Raw genomic sequence first — 13,972 nt, forward strand, 5'->3', positions numbered from 1 at the left:
TGAGCCACGCGGGTATCCCGGCCTTCGACGCGGAGACGCCGCCACGCCCACGCCGAGGCAGCCATCGGCACCGGCGAAAACGACGGAGGCGGCGGTTCGGATCGTTCATGGCGGTAGTGGTGTCTCTGGGCATCATCGGCGGTCTCCTCGCCGGGCTCTACTATGGCGGCAGTGCCGTGATGGGTTCACTCTCCGACGTGTTCGCCGATCCTGAGGACTACCCGGGTCCCGGCCACGGCGAGGTCGAGGTCACCATCGAGGAGAACTCCACGCTGCGGGCGATGGGCAACGTGCTGGAGGAGGCGGACGTCGTCGCCAGCCAGGAGGCCTTCGTCCAGGCCGCCGAGAGCAGTGGCGCGGTGATCCAGCCCGGCACCTACATGCTGGCCCAGCAGATGAGCGCCGAAGGTGCCGTGTCCGCCATGGCGGAAGGGCCCGGTGCGGCCGCCGGAGCCACGGTGCCGGAAGGGCTGCGTGTCCGGCAGACCTTGGAGCGGCTCGCCGACCAGACCGAGCTCGACGTCGCCGACTTCGAGCAGGCGCTGGAGGACATCGAACTCCCGCAGTACACGGACGGCGAGGCCGAGGGCTTCCTCTTCCCGGCCACGTATGAGCTGCGCGACGGCACCACGGCAGAGTCGCTGTTGCAATCGATGGTGGACCGGTTCGAGCAGGCCGAACAGAACGTTGGGCTGCGGGCGTCCGCGCAGGAGCTGGACCTCACCGTCCGCGAGGCCGTGACGGTCGCCAGCATCATCCAGCGCGAGGTCAGCAACCCCGAGGACATGCCGCAGGTGGCCGAGGTGATCTACAACCGCGTCTCGGGTGAGTGCGCGTCCGCGGGGGTGCAGGACCGGCGGCTACAGATGGACTCGACCGTGCACTACGCGGTCGACGACTACTCGAGCGTGTTCACCTCGGACGAGATGCGCCAGGTCGAGTCGCCCTACAACACCTACCGCAACCCGGGCTTGCCGCCGGGCCCGATCGCGTCACCGGGCGAGGCCGCGCTGGAGGCAGCGGTCAACCCGACCGATGGGGGCAACTGTTACTTCGTCACGGTCAACCTGGAGACCGGCGAGACCAAGTTCGCCGACTCGCAGGAGGGGCATCAGGCGAACGTGGACGAGCTGCAGGCCTACTGCCGGGAGAGCGATGCCTGCTGAGTCGATGCGCAGGTGCGCGGTGCTGGGCTCGCCGATCGGGCATTCGCTGTCGCCGGTGATCCACCGCGCCGCGTACCGCGAGCTCGGCCTGGACTGGCAGTACACGGCGCACGAGGTGGACGAGGCCGGCCTGGCCGCCTTCGTCGCCGGGCTGGACGCGAGCTGGCGGGGCCTATCGTTGACCATGCCGTTGAAGCGCGTCGTCTTCGACGTCGCCGACGAGGTGGTCGAGCCGGCCGGCACCGTCGGCGCCGCCAACACGCTGATCCGTGCGGATGATGGACGGCTGTCCGCGTACAACACCGACGTCCCCGGGCTGGTCGGGGCGCTGGCGGAGCGGGCGGTCGCGGCCGCGCCGCAGGTGGTCTGCGTCTGGGGTGGGGGAGCCACGGCCGCGAGCGTGCTGGCGGCGCTGGCCCAGTTGGACGCCGGCGACGTGCACGTGCATGCCCGCTCGCCCGAGCGGGCGCGTCCGGCGATCAGTGTGGGGGAGGCATCGGGCCTGCGCGTCGTGCATGCGTCGTGGGAGGTCGGGCCGGAATGCCGCGAAGCCGCGCTCACCGTGAACACGGCGCCGGCCGGCGCCCTCGACCCGCTCGCGGAGACGCTGGCGGTCGGCGCCTCGGGCCGGGCGCTGTTCGACGTGGTCTACGACCCGTGGCCGACGGTGCCCGCGGCGCATTGGACTAAGGCCGGTGGTGACGTGGTCAACGGTCTCGACCTGCTGGTGCATCAGGCGCTCGGGCAGATCGAGCTGATGACCGGTCGCCTCGTTCCCATCGCCGTCCTGCGGGATGCGGCGGAGCGGGAGCTGGCGGCACGCGCCGCGCCGTGATCGCTATCCTGGCGGTCGCCGGTCTGCTCGCCGGCGCTACCCTGCCGTGGCTGATCGCGCGGATCCCAGACCGGGAACCCGCGGAGGACGAGCCACGACCGACGCCGTACCGCGAGCTCGCGGCGATGAGTGGGCTGCGTCCGCTCCTCGCGGCCGGCACCGCGGCCGCGTGGGCCCTTCTCGGCGTGGCCCGGGACGACCTGGGTGCGGCGTTGCCTGCCTATCTGGTGGTGGCGGCGCTGGGCGCGGCGATGGTCTATGTCGACATTCGCGAGCATCGGCTCCCGGATTGGCTGACCTTCCCGGCACTGGCTGCGGCGGCCGCCACGCTGGCCATCGCCGCCGGCGTGGACGGCGCGTGGGACGCCTATGGCCGCGCGTGCGCCGCCGCGGCGGTGAGCTTCGCGTTCTTCCTGGTCTTGGCCCTGCTGCGACCGTCGGATCTGGGCCTCGGGGACGTGAAGCTGGCGGCGGTAGTGGGATTGCTGCTGGGGTGGATCGGGTGGCCGGTCCTGGTCGTGGGAATCTTCGGTGCGTTCCTCATCGGTGGCGTGGTCGGCGTGGTGCTGCTGACCGCCGGCCGGGCGGGCCGTCGCAGTGCCATCCCGTTCGGCCCGCCGATGCTCCTGGCGACGCTTGCCGTCACCGTCTGGGGCGACTCGATCGCCGCGACATACCTCGGCTTCTGACGCACGTCCTTTCGTCCGCATAGCGCGCCGCGCCGATCCCATCGCCCGGACCTAAATGATCATGTGAAGTAGGTTTCCTCGTGCCGCAACAGGGCTGCAGACATGGTAGGGCACGAGAAAACCTACTTCACATGATCATTTAGGGCGCGGTTGGGGGGTGGGGCGACCTGGTGGACGACGGTCCGCGGCGTCGGACTTGACCTCAACAATAGTTCAGGTCTTAGCGTGGCGACTCGACGATGGCCATCGGGAAGAACAAGGGTCCGTCGTGAGTTGAGCCGGTCGGGAGGAAGCTTGATATGAGCATGGAAGTGACGGCGTGGGAATCGCTGTACCACGCGATGCACGCCCAGGAGGACCGTCGGCCGTTCTCGAAGACCACGCTGAAGCGGATCGCCCGCTTCGCCCAGCCGCATCGCCGCCAGCTGGCCTGGTTCCTGGTGCTCAGCGCGGTGGGTGCGGGTCTGGCCGTGGCCACGCCGTTGCTCGCCGGCCGGGTGGTCGACCAGATCAGCGGCGACGGCTCGACCGACGTGGTGGCCGTGCTGGCGTTGATCATCGCGGCGATCGCGATCGCTGAGGCCGGGTTCGGCATCGTCGAACGCTGGCTGTCCGCCCGCATCGGTGAGGGACTGATCCTGGACCTGCGCACGGCGGTCTTCGACCACGTACAGAAGATGCCGGTGGCGTTCTTCACCCGCACCCGGACCGGCGCGCTGGTGAGCCGGCTGAACAACGACGTGATCGGGGCGCAGCGCGCATTCTCAGACGTGCTCTCCAGGGTGGTCAGCAACCTCGTCATGCTGGTGCTCACGCTGATCGTCATGCTCAGCATCTCCTGGCAGATCACGGTCATCACCCTCGCCTTGCTGCCGGTGTTCGTCGTGCCGGCTCAGCGCATGGGACGGCGGCTGGCGCGGCTCGAGCGAGAGGCCGCGAATCACAACGCCACCATGAGCACCCAGATGACCGAGCGTTTCTCCGCGCCCGGTGCGACGCTGGTGAAGCTGTTCGCCCGACCGGACCATGAGCTCTCCGAATTCGCCGTACGGGCCGGCCGGGTCCGCGACATCGGGGTCAAGACAGCGATGGTGCAGTGGGTCTTCATCACCGCGCTCACGCTGGTCGGCGCGCTGGCGCTCGCACTGGTCTACGGGCTGGGCGGCTTCTACGCTCTCCGTGGTGACCTGGACGCCGGCGCCGTGGTCTCGCTGGCGCTGTTGCTCACCCGGTTGTACGCGCCGCTGACCGCCCTGGCCAGCGCCCGGGTGGAGGTCATGAGCGCGCTGGTGAGCTTCTCCCGCGTGTTCGAGGTGCTGGATCTCAAGCCGCTGATCACCGAGTCCGAACAGGCCCGCCCGGTGCCGGACGGTCCCGCGTCGGTGGAGTTCGACGACGTGCACTTCGCGTATCCGACGGCGGAGAAGGTCTCACTCGCGTCGCTGGAAGAGGTCGCGCAACTGGACCTGCGCGGCGGCGAGGAGATCTTGCACGGTGTGTCGTTCCGGGCGGAACCGGGCGATGTGGTGGCCCTGGTCGGGTCGTCCGGAGCTGGGAAGTCGACCATCGCCCAGCTCATCCCTCGGCTGTACGACGTCGACAGTGGTGCCGTGCGGGTGGCCGGCGTGGACGTGCGTGACCTGAAGGCCGATTCGCTCCGCAAGACGGTCGGCATGGTGACCCAGGACGGGCACCTGTTCCACGACACGGTGCGGGCCAATCTGCTGCTGGCGCGGCCGGAATCGACCGAGGACGAGATGTGGGAGGCGATGCGCCGGGCGCGCATCGATGAGCTCGTCGCCTCCCTGCCGGCCGGCCTGGACACCATCGTCGGGGAGCGGGGGTACCGGCTGTCCGGCGGTGAGCGGCAACGGCTGACGATCGCGCGGCTGCTGCTGGCGCAGCCGCGGGTGGTGATTCTGGACGAGGCCACTGCGCATCTGGACTCGACCTCGGAGGCGGCCGTGCAGGCGGCGCTGACCGAGGCGCTCATCGGCCGGACCGCCGTCGTCATCGCCCACCGGCTGTCCACGGTCCGATCGGCGGATCAGATCCTCGTCGTCGACCAGGGTCGCGTCATCGAGCGCGGCACACACGCCGAGCTGCTGGCGCTCGGCGGCCGTTACGACGAGCTGTACCGGACCCAGTTCGAGCACCAGGCGGAGACACCCGCGGCGGACGCGGAGACGGTAGCGCCCGGCGCAGCGACCGGCCCGGCAACCGCCGCCCAGCCCGCCTGACCGGGGCGTCAGCCGCCGCTGACCGCGCGCAAGGCGCCGGGCCGCCGGCCTTCGAGGCCGTCCAACGCCGCCGAGGTCGCGTCGTCGGCCGGAAGGTAGGTGCGCAGCTGGAGGCCATCGGAGTCCGGCGCGTCCAGTGTCTCGTAGACCAGGGACAGCTCGCCGGCCTCCGGGTGCGCCAGCCGCAGCAGCCCGGTGGGCTCCGGCACGGCGGCCAGCGCGGTGAACCGCCCGGTGAACCGGGTGCCGGACTCCGCGGCCAGCATGTTGGCCAGCTCGAGAGCGTGCGGATCGCCGAGCATCGTGTGCGTCTTCAGCGCAGCGGCATGCTGGTCGGCCGCGGCTGCCCAGTCCGGGAACGCGGTCAGCGCGCGCTCGTCGGCGAAGACATACCGCAGCAGGTTCGGCCGTTCATCGTCCAGCATCCCCAGCGGGCCGACGAGGTGCGCGAACCCTGACGTCCACGCGACCACGTCGGTGAGCCAGTTGAGCAGAACCGCCGGCGACGGCTCGAGCCGGTCCAGCAACGCCCGCAGTGTCGGGCGGACAGTCTGTGCGGCGGGTTCTCCGGCCGGACAGAGGGAGCCCATGCCGCCCGCCGCTTTGATGGCCATGCGGAGCAGGTGACGCTCACCGGGGGAGAGCCGGAGCGCGTCCGCGAGCGAACCGATCACCTGCGGCGACGGGTTGCGGTCCCGTCCCTGCTCCAGACGGGTGAGGTACTCGACGCTGATGTCGGCCAGCATCGCCAGCTCGGTGCGGCGCAGACCGGGCGTGCGTCGTCGGTTACCGGCCGGAAGCCCCACCTCGGCGGGGGTGATGGCCTCCCGGCGGGCGCGCAGGAACGTGCCGAGCTCGTTGCCGGCCGTGAGCTCGTCGTGGATGGTCACCCCTCCAGGCTATCCGTGCCCCGACCCCTGAGGCTGGCCCTGCCGGGGCCAGCCTCAGCACGGTCTCCCTCCACCGCCGCGCCGGTGGGCAGTGTGGATCCGCACGTTCGCACCGACAGCAGACGAGGGAGAACACGATGGATCTTGGACTCGACGGCCGCACCGTGATCGTCACCGGCGCCTCCGGCGGCATCGGGCGGCACATCGCCCGCGCGTTCGGAGCGGAGGGCGCCCACGTCGTCCTCACCTACCGGGACTCTCGGCACGAGGCCGATCAAGCGGCGAAGGAGATCGGGGACCGGGCGCTCGTGGTGCGCTATGACATGGCCGACGCCGACGCGCCCGGTGCACTGGTCCAGGCCGCCCAGGAGTGGACCGGCCGGGTAGACGTGCTGGTGAACAATGCCGTGTATTGGGGTGACGAGGCGCCGCAGCCGGACCTGCCGTTCGAGGACGTGCCGGATGAGGCGTGGCTGCGCGTATTCCGCCTGAACACAGAGGGCGCACTGCGGCTCAGCCGGGCGGTGGCCCCGCGGATGCGCGAGCGCAGGTGGGGGAGGATCGTGCACATCTCGTCCAGTATCGCCACCGACGGCATGGCCGGAGGGGAGTACTACGGCGCCGCCAAGGCCGCCCTGCACGGGTTCAGCCGGTCGTCGGCGTTCAGCCTGGGCGCACACGGTGACATCCTGACCAATGTGGTCATGCCCGGGCTGACCCGGACGGATACGAACACCCACATCGTGGACGCCGTCGGCGACCAGTACAGCGCGGTGGCTCCCATCGGCCGGCTGCTGGATGCGTCCGAGGTGGCGGGTCCGGTCGTCTATCTCGGCTCCGCCGCCAACTCCGGCATCACCGGACAGGTGATCTCCGTGACGGGCGGTGCCTGACCGGGCCGCGTCACCGCTCAGCACGGCGTCACGGCTCAGGACGGCGTCACCGCTCAGGCGGTGGGAAGGACAGGCTCGTATCCGGCGGCGCGCAGCGCGATGAGAACCTGGGCCAGCGCCTTGACCGTGTTGGATCGGTCGCCACCGCCGTCGTGCAACAGGATGACATCGCCCGGCTGGACCTGGTCGAGGATGTCGGCGACGATGGTGGATGCGTCCGGGCGTTTCCAATCCCGGGTGTCGAGCGTCCAGTCGAGCACCGTGAGGCCCGCGTCCTCGACCACCGGCGCCACCTCGGGCGTGACGTACATCGCCGGCTGGCGGAAGAACGCGACGTCGGCGTCCGGTGCGGCCTCGGCGATGGCAGCGGCGGTGTCGGAGATCTCCTGCTCGATGGTCTCCACCGAGCGGGTCTTCAGCTCGGCATCGTGGCTGTAGGAGTGGTTGCACAAGGCATGACCCTCGTCGACGACGCGTCGCACCAGCTCCGGATGGCGGCGTACCTGCTCGCCGACCACGCAGAACACGGCCTTCGCCTCGTGCGCTGCGAGCATATCGAGGATCTGTGGCGTGTACGTGGGATGCGGGCCGTCGTCGAAGGTCAGTGTGACGGGGGAGCTGCCGCCCGGTCCGGCCGGCAGTTCCGGTACCTCGGCGCCGCCGGTATCGGGGAATCCGCCGCCGTCACCGCTCCCGCTCTCCGTGCCGTGCCGGTCCTCATCGGCGCCGTCGCCGCCGTCTCCGTCGTCTGAGCCGGATGAGCCGCCGCCGGAATCGTCGCTGTCGTCATCGTCGGTCTGCGCGTCGCTGGAGATGGCATCGTCGGAGCCGCTCGCCGCGTCGTCCCCATCGGCCGAGGTGTTGTTGCTCATGCTGAACAAGATCAGCCCTATCACCAGGCCAATGAGAATGGGACCCGAAGGCTTCATGTGTCTCCCCAGCACCGAGCGCGTGTCCGGTGTCTCGATCGTAAACGATCATTGGGGAGTGGCGGGAGCGACTCGCCGCGATTCTCCCGAATCGTCCTGACCCACGGGCCGGCTGCGGCCGGCCCGTGGGTCACCGTTCAGGGGTCAGCGGGATCCGCCGTTCTCCGCGGGCTGGACGTGCGCGTCCGGGCCGGGGTAGACGAGGGCTTCCGAGCCGCTGTCGGTCCACCGTACCAGGAACGGCGGCGCGCCTTGCGGGCCATGAGTCTCGAGGATCTCGCCATCGCGGCGAGCGACGCCGACCTTGGCCCCCTCGATGACCAGATGATCTCCTGTCCGTGCGTGCACGTCACCCTCCTTCGACGTCTGCGAGCGGTTGTACGCTCCGACTTCACGGCCTCCTTGTTACCAGCCTGCGCCGTGAGACGCGGTGTCCGCAAGGTGGTCGACGGGTTTGGTCCAGGGTTCTCCGGCTCTTAACGTCCCTGTGGCCGCAATGCTGCAGCCGGACGATCATCGAGGCTGATCAACAGCTTGCGCAACAGCGCCGCCAACTGTGCCTGCTCGTCGGGGGTGAGTTCCGCCAGTATCCGGTTCTCGTTCGCGACGTGATCGGCGAGGGTATCGTCGACGATCCGCTTCCCCTCATCCGTCAGCGTGATCCGGACACTACGACGGTTGTCCGGATCGACCTCTCTGCTCACCCAGCCCTTGGCGGCGAGCCGGTCGATCCGGTTCGTGATGGCACCCGACGTGACCATCGAGGCCTCGACCAGGGCTCCGGCCGAGAGGCGATATGGCGCGCCGGATCGGCGCAGCGTCGCCAGGATGTCGAACTCCCACCGTTGCATGCCGTGTGCGGCGAACGGCCCGCGCAGCTCGGTGTTGAGGAACTGCGCGGCCCGGGAGATCCGGCCGATGACGCCCATCGGAGAAGGATTGATGTCCGGCCGCTCGGCTCTCCACTGCTCCAAGATTCGGTCAACGGCGTCCACGATACTCCTTAACGTTGAAGTATTTGACTCTAAGATAACAGCTCGCTAGGCTTCTCAGCATTAAACATTTCAATGTTAAGGAGTCGCTGTGACTACCCAGACAGCACTCGCCGCGGCCGATACCCCGGCGCCGCGCACCGTCGATGCATCCCACACGCCGAAGCCGGAATCCGCACTCGGTGATCCTTCGCGACCGTGGGGATTGATCGCGCTTACCGCCGTAGCGCCCGTCACCTGGGGGACCACCTACGTGGTGACGACGGAGTTGCTGCCGCCGGATCGTCCGCTGCTCTCGGGCGTCCTGCGCGCGCTACCGGCCGGGCTGGCTCTGCTCGCCTTCACCCGCGTGCTGCCGCGGGGGAGTTGGTGGTGGCGAGCGGCCGTTCTCGGCACGCTCAACATCGGCGCGTTCTTCGCGCTTCTCTTCGTCGCGGCATACCGGTTGCCCGGCGGTGTCGCGGCGACGCTCGGTGCCGTTCAACCGCTGATCGTCGCCGGTCTGGCCTTCGCGCTGCTACGTGAACGACCGACGCCGTGGCGGCTCGGCTGGGGAGTGGCCGGTGTGGGCGGAGTCGCGCTGATGGTGCTCCAGGGGGAGCTGCGGCTCGACACCATCGGCATCGTCGCCGGAATCGCCGGTCCGGCGGCGATGGGCAGCGGAGTGGTGCTGACCAAACGGTGGGGTCGCCCGGAAGGCGTCGGGCTGCTGTCGTTCACCGGATGGCAGCTGACCGCCGGCGGCCTGTTCCTGCTGCCCATCGCCCTGATCGCCGAGGGTATGCCGCCTGCGCTGGATGCGCCGGCGATCGCCGGATACGCGTGGCTGTCGATCGTCGGGACGCTGCTCGCCTACGCACTGTGGTTCCAAGGGCTGGGCCGGCTTCCGGTGGGGCCGACCTCGTTTCTCCCGCTGCTGTCTCCGGTTGTCGCCACGGTGCTGGGCTGGCTGATCCTCAACGAGGCGCTCACCCCCGCGCAGACGCTCGGATTCGCGCTCGCCCTGGTGTCCATCGCCGCCGCTCAACTGACCCCCAGACGGAAAGGATGAACCACATCATGCGCATCACTGTCATCGGAGCCACCGGCGACGTCGGCCGCCGGGTCACCACCGAGGCACTGTCCCGAGGTCACGACGTCACCGCCGTCGGACGCAGCGCGGCGCGACTGGCGGATCTCCCGGCCGGCGTCCGGACCCGCACCGGCGATGCCGGCCACGTGGACACCGTCGTCGCAGCGAGCTCGGGACAGGACGTGGTGGTCAGCGCCACCCGACCGAGCGCCGGGAACGAGCATGAGCTGGCCACGGTGACCAAGGCGCTACTCGCCGGGCTGGCCGGCACCGGAACTCGCCTCATCGCGGTGGGCGGAGCGGCCAGCCTGGCCGTGCCGGACCGGCCCGGGGTGACCGCCGTCGACGATCCGCGCTGGGTGGCCGCCGAATACCGCGCGATCGCGCTGGCCTGCGCCGAACAGCACGAGGCCTATCGGGCCGACACCACCGTGGACTGGGTCTACGTCAGCCCGCCCGCGATGCTCGTACCCGGCCGGCGGACCGGCACCTACCGCACCGGGCGCGACGAGCTCCTGGTCGACGACGCGGGCCGGTCGGAGATCTCGATGGAAGACTTCGCCGTCGCCGTGCTGGATGAGATCGAGCGTCCGCGGCACCGTCGCACCCGGTTCACCGTCGCGTACTGAGCCGGTGTCAGGCTGAGGGGAGCGTGGCGATCACCACGGCACCGCCGGCGTCGTGCGCGTCCACGGATCGAGCGTGCAGCCCGTGCCGGCTGAAGAGCTCGACGGCATCCGGCGTCTGGTCCCGCCCGGTCTCGACCAGGACGTGACCGCCCGGCCGCAGCCAGTGGCGCACATCGGCGGCGACGCGACGCTGAACATCCAGACCGTCCGGGCCGCCGTCGAGCGCGACCCGGGGTTCGTGCAGCCGGGCCTCGGCAGGCATCAGCGTGATCGCGCCGGTGGGGACGTACGGGGTGTTGGCGAGGAGCAGATCCACCTGTCCGCGCAGCCGATCGGGGAGCGGCTGGAACAGATCGCCGCGGTACACCTGACCACCGACCTGCGCCACGTTGCGGCGAGCGCACCGAACCGCCGCCGCGTCGACGTCGGCGGCGTGCAGCTCGGCGTCGCCGAACCTGGCGTCGTGGAACCTGGCGTCGTGGAACCTGGCGTCGTGGAACCTGGCGTCGTGGAACCTGGCGTCGCGGAACCTGGCGGCCACCGCCACACCGATGGCGGCGGAACCGCAGCACAGGTCGACCAGGACCGGTCCGCCCGGGTGGTGGGGACTGCCCAGTCCGCCCGGGCGGTCGGCCATGGCGGAGAGCAGAGCACCGGCCTGATCGACGAGGAACTCGGTGCGGCGTCGCGGTACGAAGACGCCGGGCTCGACGGCGATGCGCAGTCCGCAGAACTCGGCCCAGCCGACGACGTGCTCAAGCGGTTCACCCTGGGCTCGGCGCCGCACCAGCCGGTCGAGCTCGTCCGGCCCGGCTGCGGACTCGATGAGCAGCCGGGCCTCGTCGTCGGCGAAGACGCAGCCTGCGGACCGCAGCCGTCGGGCGACCTCCTGAATCACCACCCGGCCATCCAACCACCCCGGACGCGACCTGGTACCAGTCGACCCGGGCGTCGCCGGGAGTGCTTTACCCGGTCGGGACCCAGAATCGCAGCTTCCGCTCGATCTGATTCTCGAACACGCCGCCGTTGTTCTCGATCACCTTGCGGGAGGCGACGTTGTCGTCGTCGCACGTCACCAGGGCCTGCTCGATACCCAGGTCACGGGCGATCGGTAGCGCCGACTTCAGCATCGCGGTGGCGTGTCCCTGCCGACGGGCGCTGGGCCGCACGTCGTAGCCGATGTGCCCGCCCAAACGCCACAGGCTGTCGGTGAGCCGGTGCCGGATCGCTATCCGGCCCAGGTAATCCGTGCCGTCCACCCACCACATGGTCGTGGCCGGCACATGACCGCCGGGACGGGGGGACGACTCGAGCGACTGCGCCCGCAGCCACCGCACATACTTCTCGAAGACCTCGGGCGACTCCCAGGTCGCGCCGTAGACACGTAAGTCGTTCCCGATCATCGACCGATCGTCGGCGTCGCCCCGCCCCTCGGCCTCGAACTCGGCCATCGCGGCGAGGAAGGACCGGTGCACGTCTACTGTCGGTACGCTCAGTTCTGGCACACATCAAGTGGTACCCGATCGAGGCCGTCCGTGCACGCCTGCCGGACTTCCTGCGACACTTGAGCACTATGGACGTACCCGAAGTCGATGTCAGCGCCGTGCCCGACGACGCCGCTCTGCTGGACGTGCGCGAACACCCCGAGTGGGAGGCTGGGCATGCTCCGCACGCCGTGCACGTGCCGATGAGCGAACTGCCCAGCCGGTTAGGTGAGCTTCCCGAGAGCGGGCGGGTGTACGTCGTCTGCAAGGTCGGCGGCCGATCGTGGCAGGTCGCCGCGTGGCTGAACGAGATGGGCCGGGACGCCGTCAACGTGGCCGGAGGGATGGCGTCGTGGGCTGCGGCGGGACGCCCGATGGTCAGCGACGCAGGAGACCCGTACGTGGCGTAGAAATCGGTTGCTGTCGCGCGGCCGATCGTGGTGACATGCGTGACATGACCGCACGATGGATGGTTGACGAGCACGCCTACGCAGGTCCCGAGCACCTCGACGCTGAGTTCGCCGCCGGTTATGACCGCAAGCAGGGCTACCCGGACGCCGCGGATGACGTCGCCGTGCTGCGGCGCCACGGCGTAGGGGAGCGGTCGACGGTGATCGACTTCGGCGCCGGTACCGGCCAGTTCGCACTCGCCGCGGCGGAGGCGTTCGGGCGGGTGGTCGCCGTTGATGTGTCACCGATCATGCTGTCGCGGCTGTCCCAGGCTGCGAGCGACGGCGAACTGCGCAATGTCGAGTGTGTGCAGGCAGGTTTCCTCAGCTACGAGCACGCAGGGCCGCCGGCCGAAGCGGTCTTCACCCGCAACGCGTTGCACCACCTGCCCGACTTCTTCAAGGCAGTGGCCTTGACCCGGATAGCCGGCATGGTGCCGCCAGGGGGAGTGCTGCGCCTGCACGACCTCATTTACGACTTCCGGCCAGAGGACGCCGACGCGATCTTCCAGCGATGGTTCGACGGTGCGGTCGACGATCCGGCGGTGGGCTACACGGCGGCGGACTACCTCGAGCACATCCAGACCGAATACAGCACGTTCCGCTGGCTGCTCGAGCCGATGCTCGACGTGGCCGGGTTCGACATCGCCGACGTGACGTACAGCGGCTCGGTCTTCGGCGCCTACACCTGTATCCGCAGGCCAAGCTAAGACAAGCCGGTGGCGCGGGGGCCGGCTGAGACGAGTCGGAGGGGGAGCGGGATGCTCGGGCGCGCCGATGTGGTGGCGCGGGGCATCAGGGGTCGGCGGCGAGCCGAGCGTGCAGATGCATGTCGTGCCATCCGTCTTGGTGCAGGACCGCCTGCCGCAGCGTTCCCTCGTAGGCGAATCCGGCCTTCTCCGCGATACGGCACGACGCCTCGTTCAGCGTCGAATGGCGAAGCTCCAGACGGTGCAGCCCGATGTCTTGAAACAGCCATGTCGAGAGCCGGCGGGTGGCTCGGCCGGCGATGTTGTTGCCGCGAGCGGCCCGGGCCGTCCAGTACGCGATCTCGGCCGTGCCTTCGCGGAGATCGAGGATTCGCAGACCGACGCGACCGGCGAGCGCGTCGTCACGGATGATCGCCCAGTCCGCGCCGGTTTCGGTGCGCCAACGAGCGGGCCAGGACGCCAGCCATTCGAGCGCCTCGGATCGAGACATGGAGCGCACGTGCCAGCGTTGGATCTCGTCGTCCTCATAGGCGGCGACCAGCGCGTCGGCGTCGGCGGTGCGCCACGGCCGCATGACGAGCTCGTCCACTTCGAGCGTCGGCTGCGTGCGCGTGCCGAGCCGGCCGGGAGGGACAACCGGGGAGACGAAGACGGGCATGGCACCACTCTGTCATGCTAACTTGACATAATGTAAATTATCGGCGATAGATCAGAAGCCGCGGGAGCGCGGACCAGACCCACCCAACCCCATGATCATGAACACTTCCCGTTCACATAGCACGGGAAGTGTTCATGATCATGGGAGCGGAACGGTGCGTTCATGACGCCAGGTACCTGAGCACGGCCAGAACCCGGCGGTTCGCGTCGTCGGCCGCCGGCAGGCCGAGCTTGGCGAAAACCGCGGCCACATGTTTCTCCACGGTGCCTGCCGAGACGACGAGCGCCTGCGCGATCCCGGCGTTCGAACACCGCTCCGATCAGCGAGACGGTGAAC

General features: G+C 69.6%; 17 protein-coding genes. 9 read left to right on the top strand and 8 right to left on the bottom strand.

Translation table 11 applies throughout. The annotated features are described in order from the left end of the window. Positions 1-107 precede the first annotated feature (107 nt). From mltG to G1H10_RS14295, 4 genes are all read left to right on the top strand, one after another. A complete protein-coding gene (gene mltG, locus G1H10_RS14280; protein ID WP_163738771.1) occupies positions 108-1,166 on the top strand; it encodes an endolytic transglycosylase MltG in 1,059 nt (352 codons plus the stop codon). Then, positions 1,156-2,001: a shikimate dehydrogenase gene (locus G1H10_RS14285; protein ID WP_163738774.1), complete on the top strand. Its 846-nt coding sequence runs from the start codon at positions 1,156-1,158 to the stop codon at positions 1,999-2,001. The genes mltG and G1H10_RS14285 overlap by 11 nt, the downstream gene beginning before the upstream one ends. Next, positions 1,998-2,690, top strand: a complete 693-nt coding sequence (locus G1H10_RS33005; protein ID WP_216853260.1) for a prepilin peptidase — start codon at positions 1,998-2,000, stop codon at positions 2,688-2,690. The genes G1H10_RS14285 and G1H10_RS33005 overlap by 4 nt, the downstream gene beginning before the upstream one ends. Before the next feature lie 299 nt (positions 2,691-2,989). Beyond that, the gene (locus G1H10_RS14295; RefSeq protein ID WP_163738776.1) at positions 2,990-4,930 is read left to right on the top strand and encodes an ABC transporter ATP-binding protein; all 1,941 of its coding nucleotides are present in this window, start codon (positions 2,990-2,992) and stop codon (positions 4,928-4,930) included. A gap of 8 nt (positions 4,931-4,938) precedes the next feature. Here G1H10_RS14295 and G1H10_RS14300 read toward each other — a convergent pair whose 3' ends face one another. Further along, positions 4,939-5,820 carry a helix-turn-helix domain-containing protein gene (locus tag G1H10_RS14300; protein ID WP_216853261.1) on the bottom strand — a complete coding sequence of 294 codons (882 nt, stop codon included), beginning with the start codon at positions 5,818-5,820 and terminating at the stop codon, positions 4,939-4,941. A 137-nt stretch (positions 5,821-5,957) separates the two neighbouring features. On the opposite strand from G1H10_RS14300, the gene G1H10_RS14305 reads away from it, so the two are divergent. After that, complete coding sequence (locus G1H10_RS14305; RefSeq protein ID WP_163738779.1) at positions 5,958-6,713, top strand: SDR family NAD(P)-dependent oxidoreductase; 756 nt, start codon at positions 5,958-5,960, stop codon at positions 6,711-6,713. Positions 6,714-6,766: 53 nt separating this feature from the next. On the opposite strand, the gene G1H10_RS14310 is transcribed toward G1H10_RS14305, so the two are convergent. The 3 genes from G1H10_RS14310 to G1H10_RS14320 all read right to left on the bottom strand — a co-directional run bounded on the left by G1H10_RS14310 (position 6,767) and on the right by G1H10_RS14320 (position 8,637). After that, the gene (locus G1H10_RS14310) at positions 6,767-7,585 is read right to left on the bottom strand and encodes a polysaccharide deacetylase family protein (protein ID WP_163738782.1); all 819 of its coding nucleotides are present in this window, start codon (positions 7,583-7,585) and stop codon (positions 6,767-6,769) included. Positions 7,586-7,786: 201 nt separating this feature from the next. Beyond that, positions 7,787-7,990: a DUF1918 domain-containing protein gene (locus G1H10_RS14315; RefSeq protein WP_163738785.1), complete on the bottom strand. Its 204-nt coding sequence runs from the start codon at positions 7,988-7,990 to the stop codon at positions 7,787-7,789. A gap of 128 nt (positions 7,991-8,118) precedes the next feature. After that, positions 8,119-8,637, bottom strand: a complete 519-nt coding sequence (locus tag G1H10_RS14320; RefSeq protein ID WP_312856579.1) for a MarR family winged helix-turn-helix transcriptional regulator — start codon at positions 8,635-8,637, stop codon at positions 8,119-8,121. 202 nt (positions 8,638-8,839) lie between these two features. Between G1H10_RS14320 and G1H10_RS14325 the strand changes: the two genes are divergently transcribed. Together G1H10_RS14325 and G1H10_RS14330 are read left to right on the top strand one after the other, a co-directional pair. Further along, the gene (locus G1H10_RS14325; protein ID WP_174264367.1) at positions 8,840-9,685 is read left to right on the top strand and encodes an EamA family transporter; all 846 of its coding nucleotides are present in this window, start codon (positions 8,840-8,842) and stop codon (positions 9,683-9,685) included. A gap of 8 nt (positions 9,686-9,693) precedes the next feature. Then, complete coding sequence (locus G1H10_RS14330) at positions 9,694-10,335, top strand: NAD(P)-dependent oxidoreductase (RefSeq protein WP_163738791.1); 642 nt, start codon at positions 9,694-9,696, stop codon at positions 10,333-10,335. A gap of 7 nt (positions 10,336-10,342) precedes the next feature. Here G1H10_RS14330 and G1H10_RS14335 read toward each other — a convergent pair whose 3' ends face one another. Both G1H10_RS14335 and G1H10_RS14340 read right to left on the bottom strand, forming a co-directional pair. Next, positions 10,343-11,236, bottom strand: a complete 894-nt coding sequence (locus G1H10_RS14335) for a putative protein N(5)-glutamine methyltransferase (protein WP_216853262.1) — start codon at positions 11,234-11,236, stop codon at positions 10,343-10,345. Positions 11,237-11,300: 64 nt separating this feature from the next. Continuing rightward, on the bottom strand, positions 11,301-11,840 hold the full coding sequence (locus tag G1H10_RS14340; protein ID WP_163738797.1) for a GNAT family N-acetyltransferase: 540 nt from the start codon (positions 11,838-11,840) through the stop codon (positions 11,301-11,303). 68 nt (positions 11,841-11,908) lie between these two features. On the opposite strand from G1H10_RS14340, the gene G1H10_RS14345 reads away from it, so the two are divergent. Together G1H10_RS14345 and G1H10_RS14350 are read left to right on the top strand one after the other, a co-directional pair. Then, positions 11,909-12,229, top strand: a complete 321-nt coding sequence (locus G1H10_RS14345) for a rhodanese-like domain-containing protein (protein ID WP_174264348.1) — start codon at positions 11,909-11,911, stop codon at positions 12,227-12,229. A 35-nt stretch (positions 12,230-12,264) separates the two neighbouring features. After that, positions 12,265-12,978 carry a class I SAM-dependent methyltransferase gene (locus G1H10_RS14350; RefSeq protein WP_216853263.1) on the top strand — a complete coding sequence of 238 codons (714 nt, stop codon included), beginning with the start codon at positions 12,265-12,267 and terminating at the stop codon, positions 12,976-12,978. Positions 12,979-13,063: 85 nt separating this feature from the next. On the opposite strand, the gene G1H10_RS14355 is transcribed toward G1H10_RS14350, so the two are convergent. Together G1H10_RS14355 and G1H10_RS33980 are read right to left on the bottom strand one after the other, a co-directional pair. Next, complete coding sequence (locus tag G1H10_RS14355) at positions 13,064-13,636, bottom strand: GNAT family N-acetyltransferase (protein ID WP_163738805.1); 573 nt, start codon at positions 13,634-13,636, stop codon at positions 13,064-13,066. A gap of 160 nt (positions 13,637-13,796) precedes the next feature. Further along, positions 13,797-13,931 carry a helix-turn-helix domain-containing protein gene (locus G1H10_RS33980; protein ID WP_312856581.1) on the bottom strand — a complete coding sequence of 45 codons (135 nt, stop codon included), beginning with the start codon at positions 13,929-13,931 and terminating at the stop codon, positions 13,797-13,799. Positions 13,932-13,972: the final 41 nt, after the last annotated feature.

This window comes from Phytoactinopolyspora halotolerans (assembly GCF_010550675.1).
Taxonomy (GTDB): domain Bacteria; phylum Actinomycetota; class Actinomycetes; order Jiangellales; family Jiangellaceae; genus Phytoactinopolyspora; species Phytoactinopolyspora halotolerans.

Coding starts and splice junctions, on each gene's coding strand:
- G1H10_RS14310 (WP_163738782.1), bottom strand. CDS start 7,585: ATGAGCAACAACACCTCGGCCGATGGGGACGACGCGGCGAGCGGCTCC.
- G1H10_RS14305 (WP_163738779.1), top strand. CDS start 5,958: ATGGATCTTGGACTCGACGGCCGCACCGTGATCGTCACCGGCGCCTCC.
- G1H10_RS14285 (WP_163738774.1), top strand. CDS start 1,156: ATGCCTGCTGAGTCGATGCGCAGGTGCGCGGTGCTGGGCTCGCCGATC.
- G1H10_RS14295 (WP_163738776.1), top strand. CDS start 2,990: ATGAGCATGGAAGTGACGGCGTGGGAATCGCTGTACCACGCGATGCAC.
- G1H10_RS14355 (WP_163738805.1), bottom strand. CDS start 13,636: ATGCCCGTCTTCGTCTCCCCGGTTGTCCCTCCCGGCCGGCTCGGCACG.
- G1H10_RS14330 (WP_163738791.1), top strand. CDS start 9,694: ATGCGCATCACTGTCATCGGAGCCACCGGCGACGTCGGCCGCCGGGTC.
- G1H10_RS14345 (WP_174264348.1), top strand. CDS start 11,909: ATGGACGTACCCGAAGTCGATGTCAGCGCCGTGCCCGACGACGCCGCT.
- G1H10_RS14350 (WP_216853263.1), top strand. CDS start 12,265: ATGCGTGACATGACCGCACGATGGATGGTTGACGAGCACGCCTACGCA.
- mltG (WP_163738771.1), top strand. CDS start 108: ATGGCGGTAGTGGTGTCTCTGGGCATCATCGGCGGTCTCCTCGCCGGG.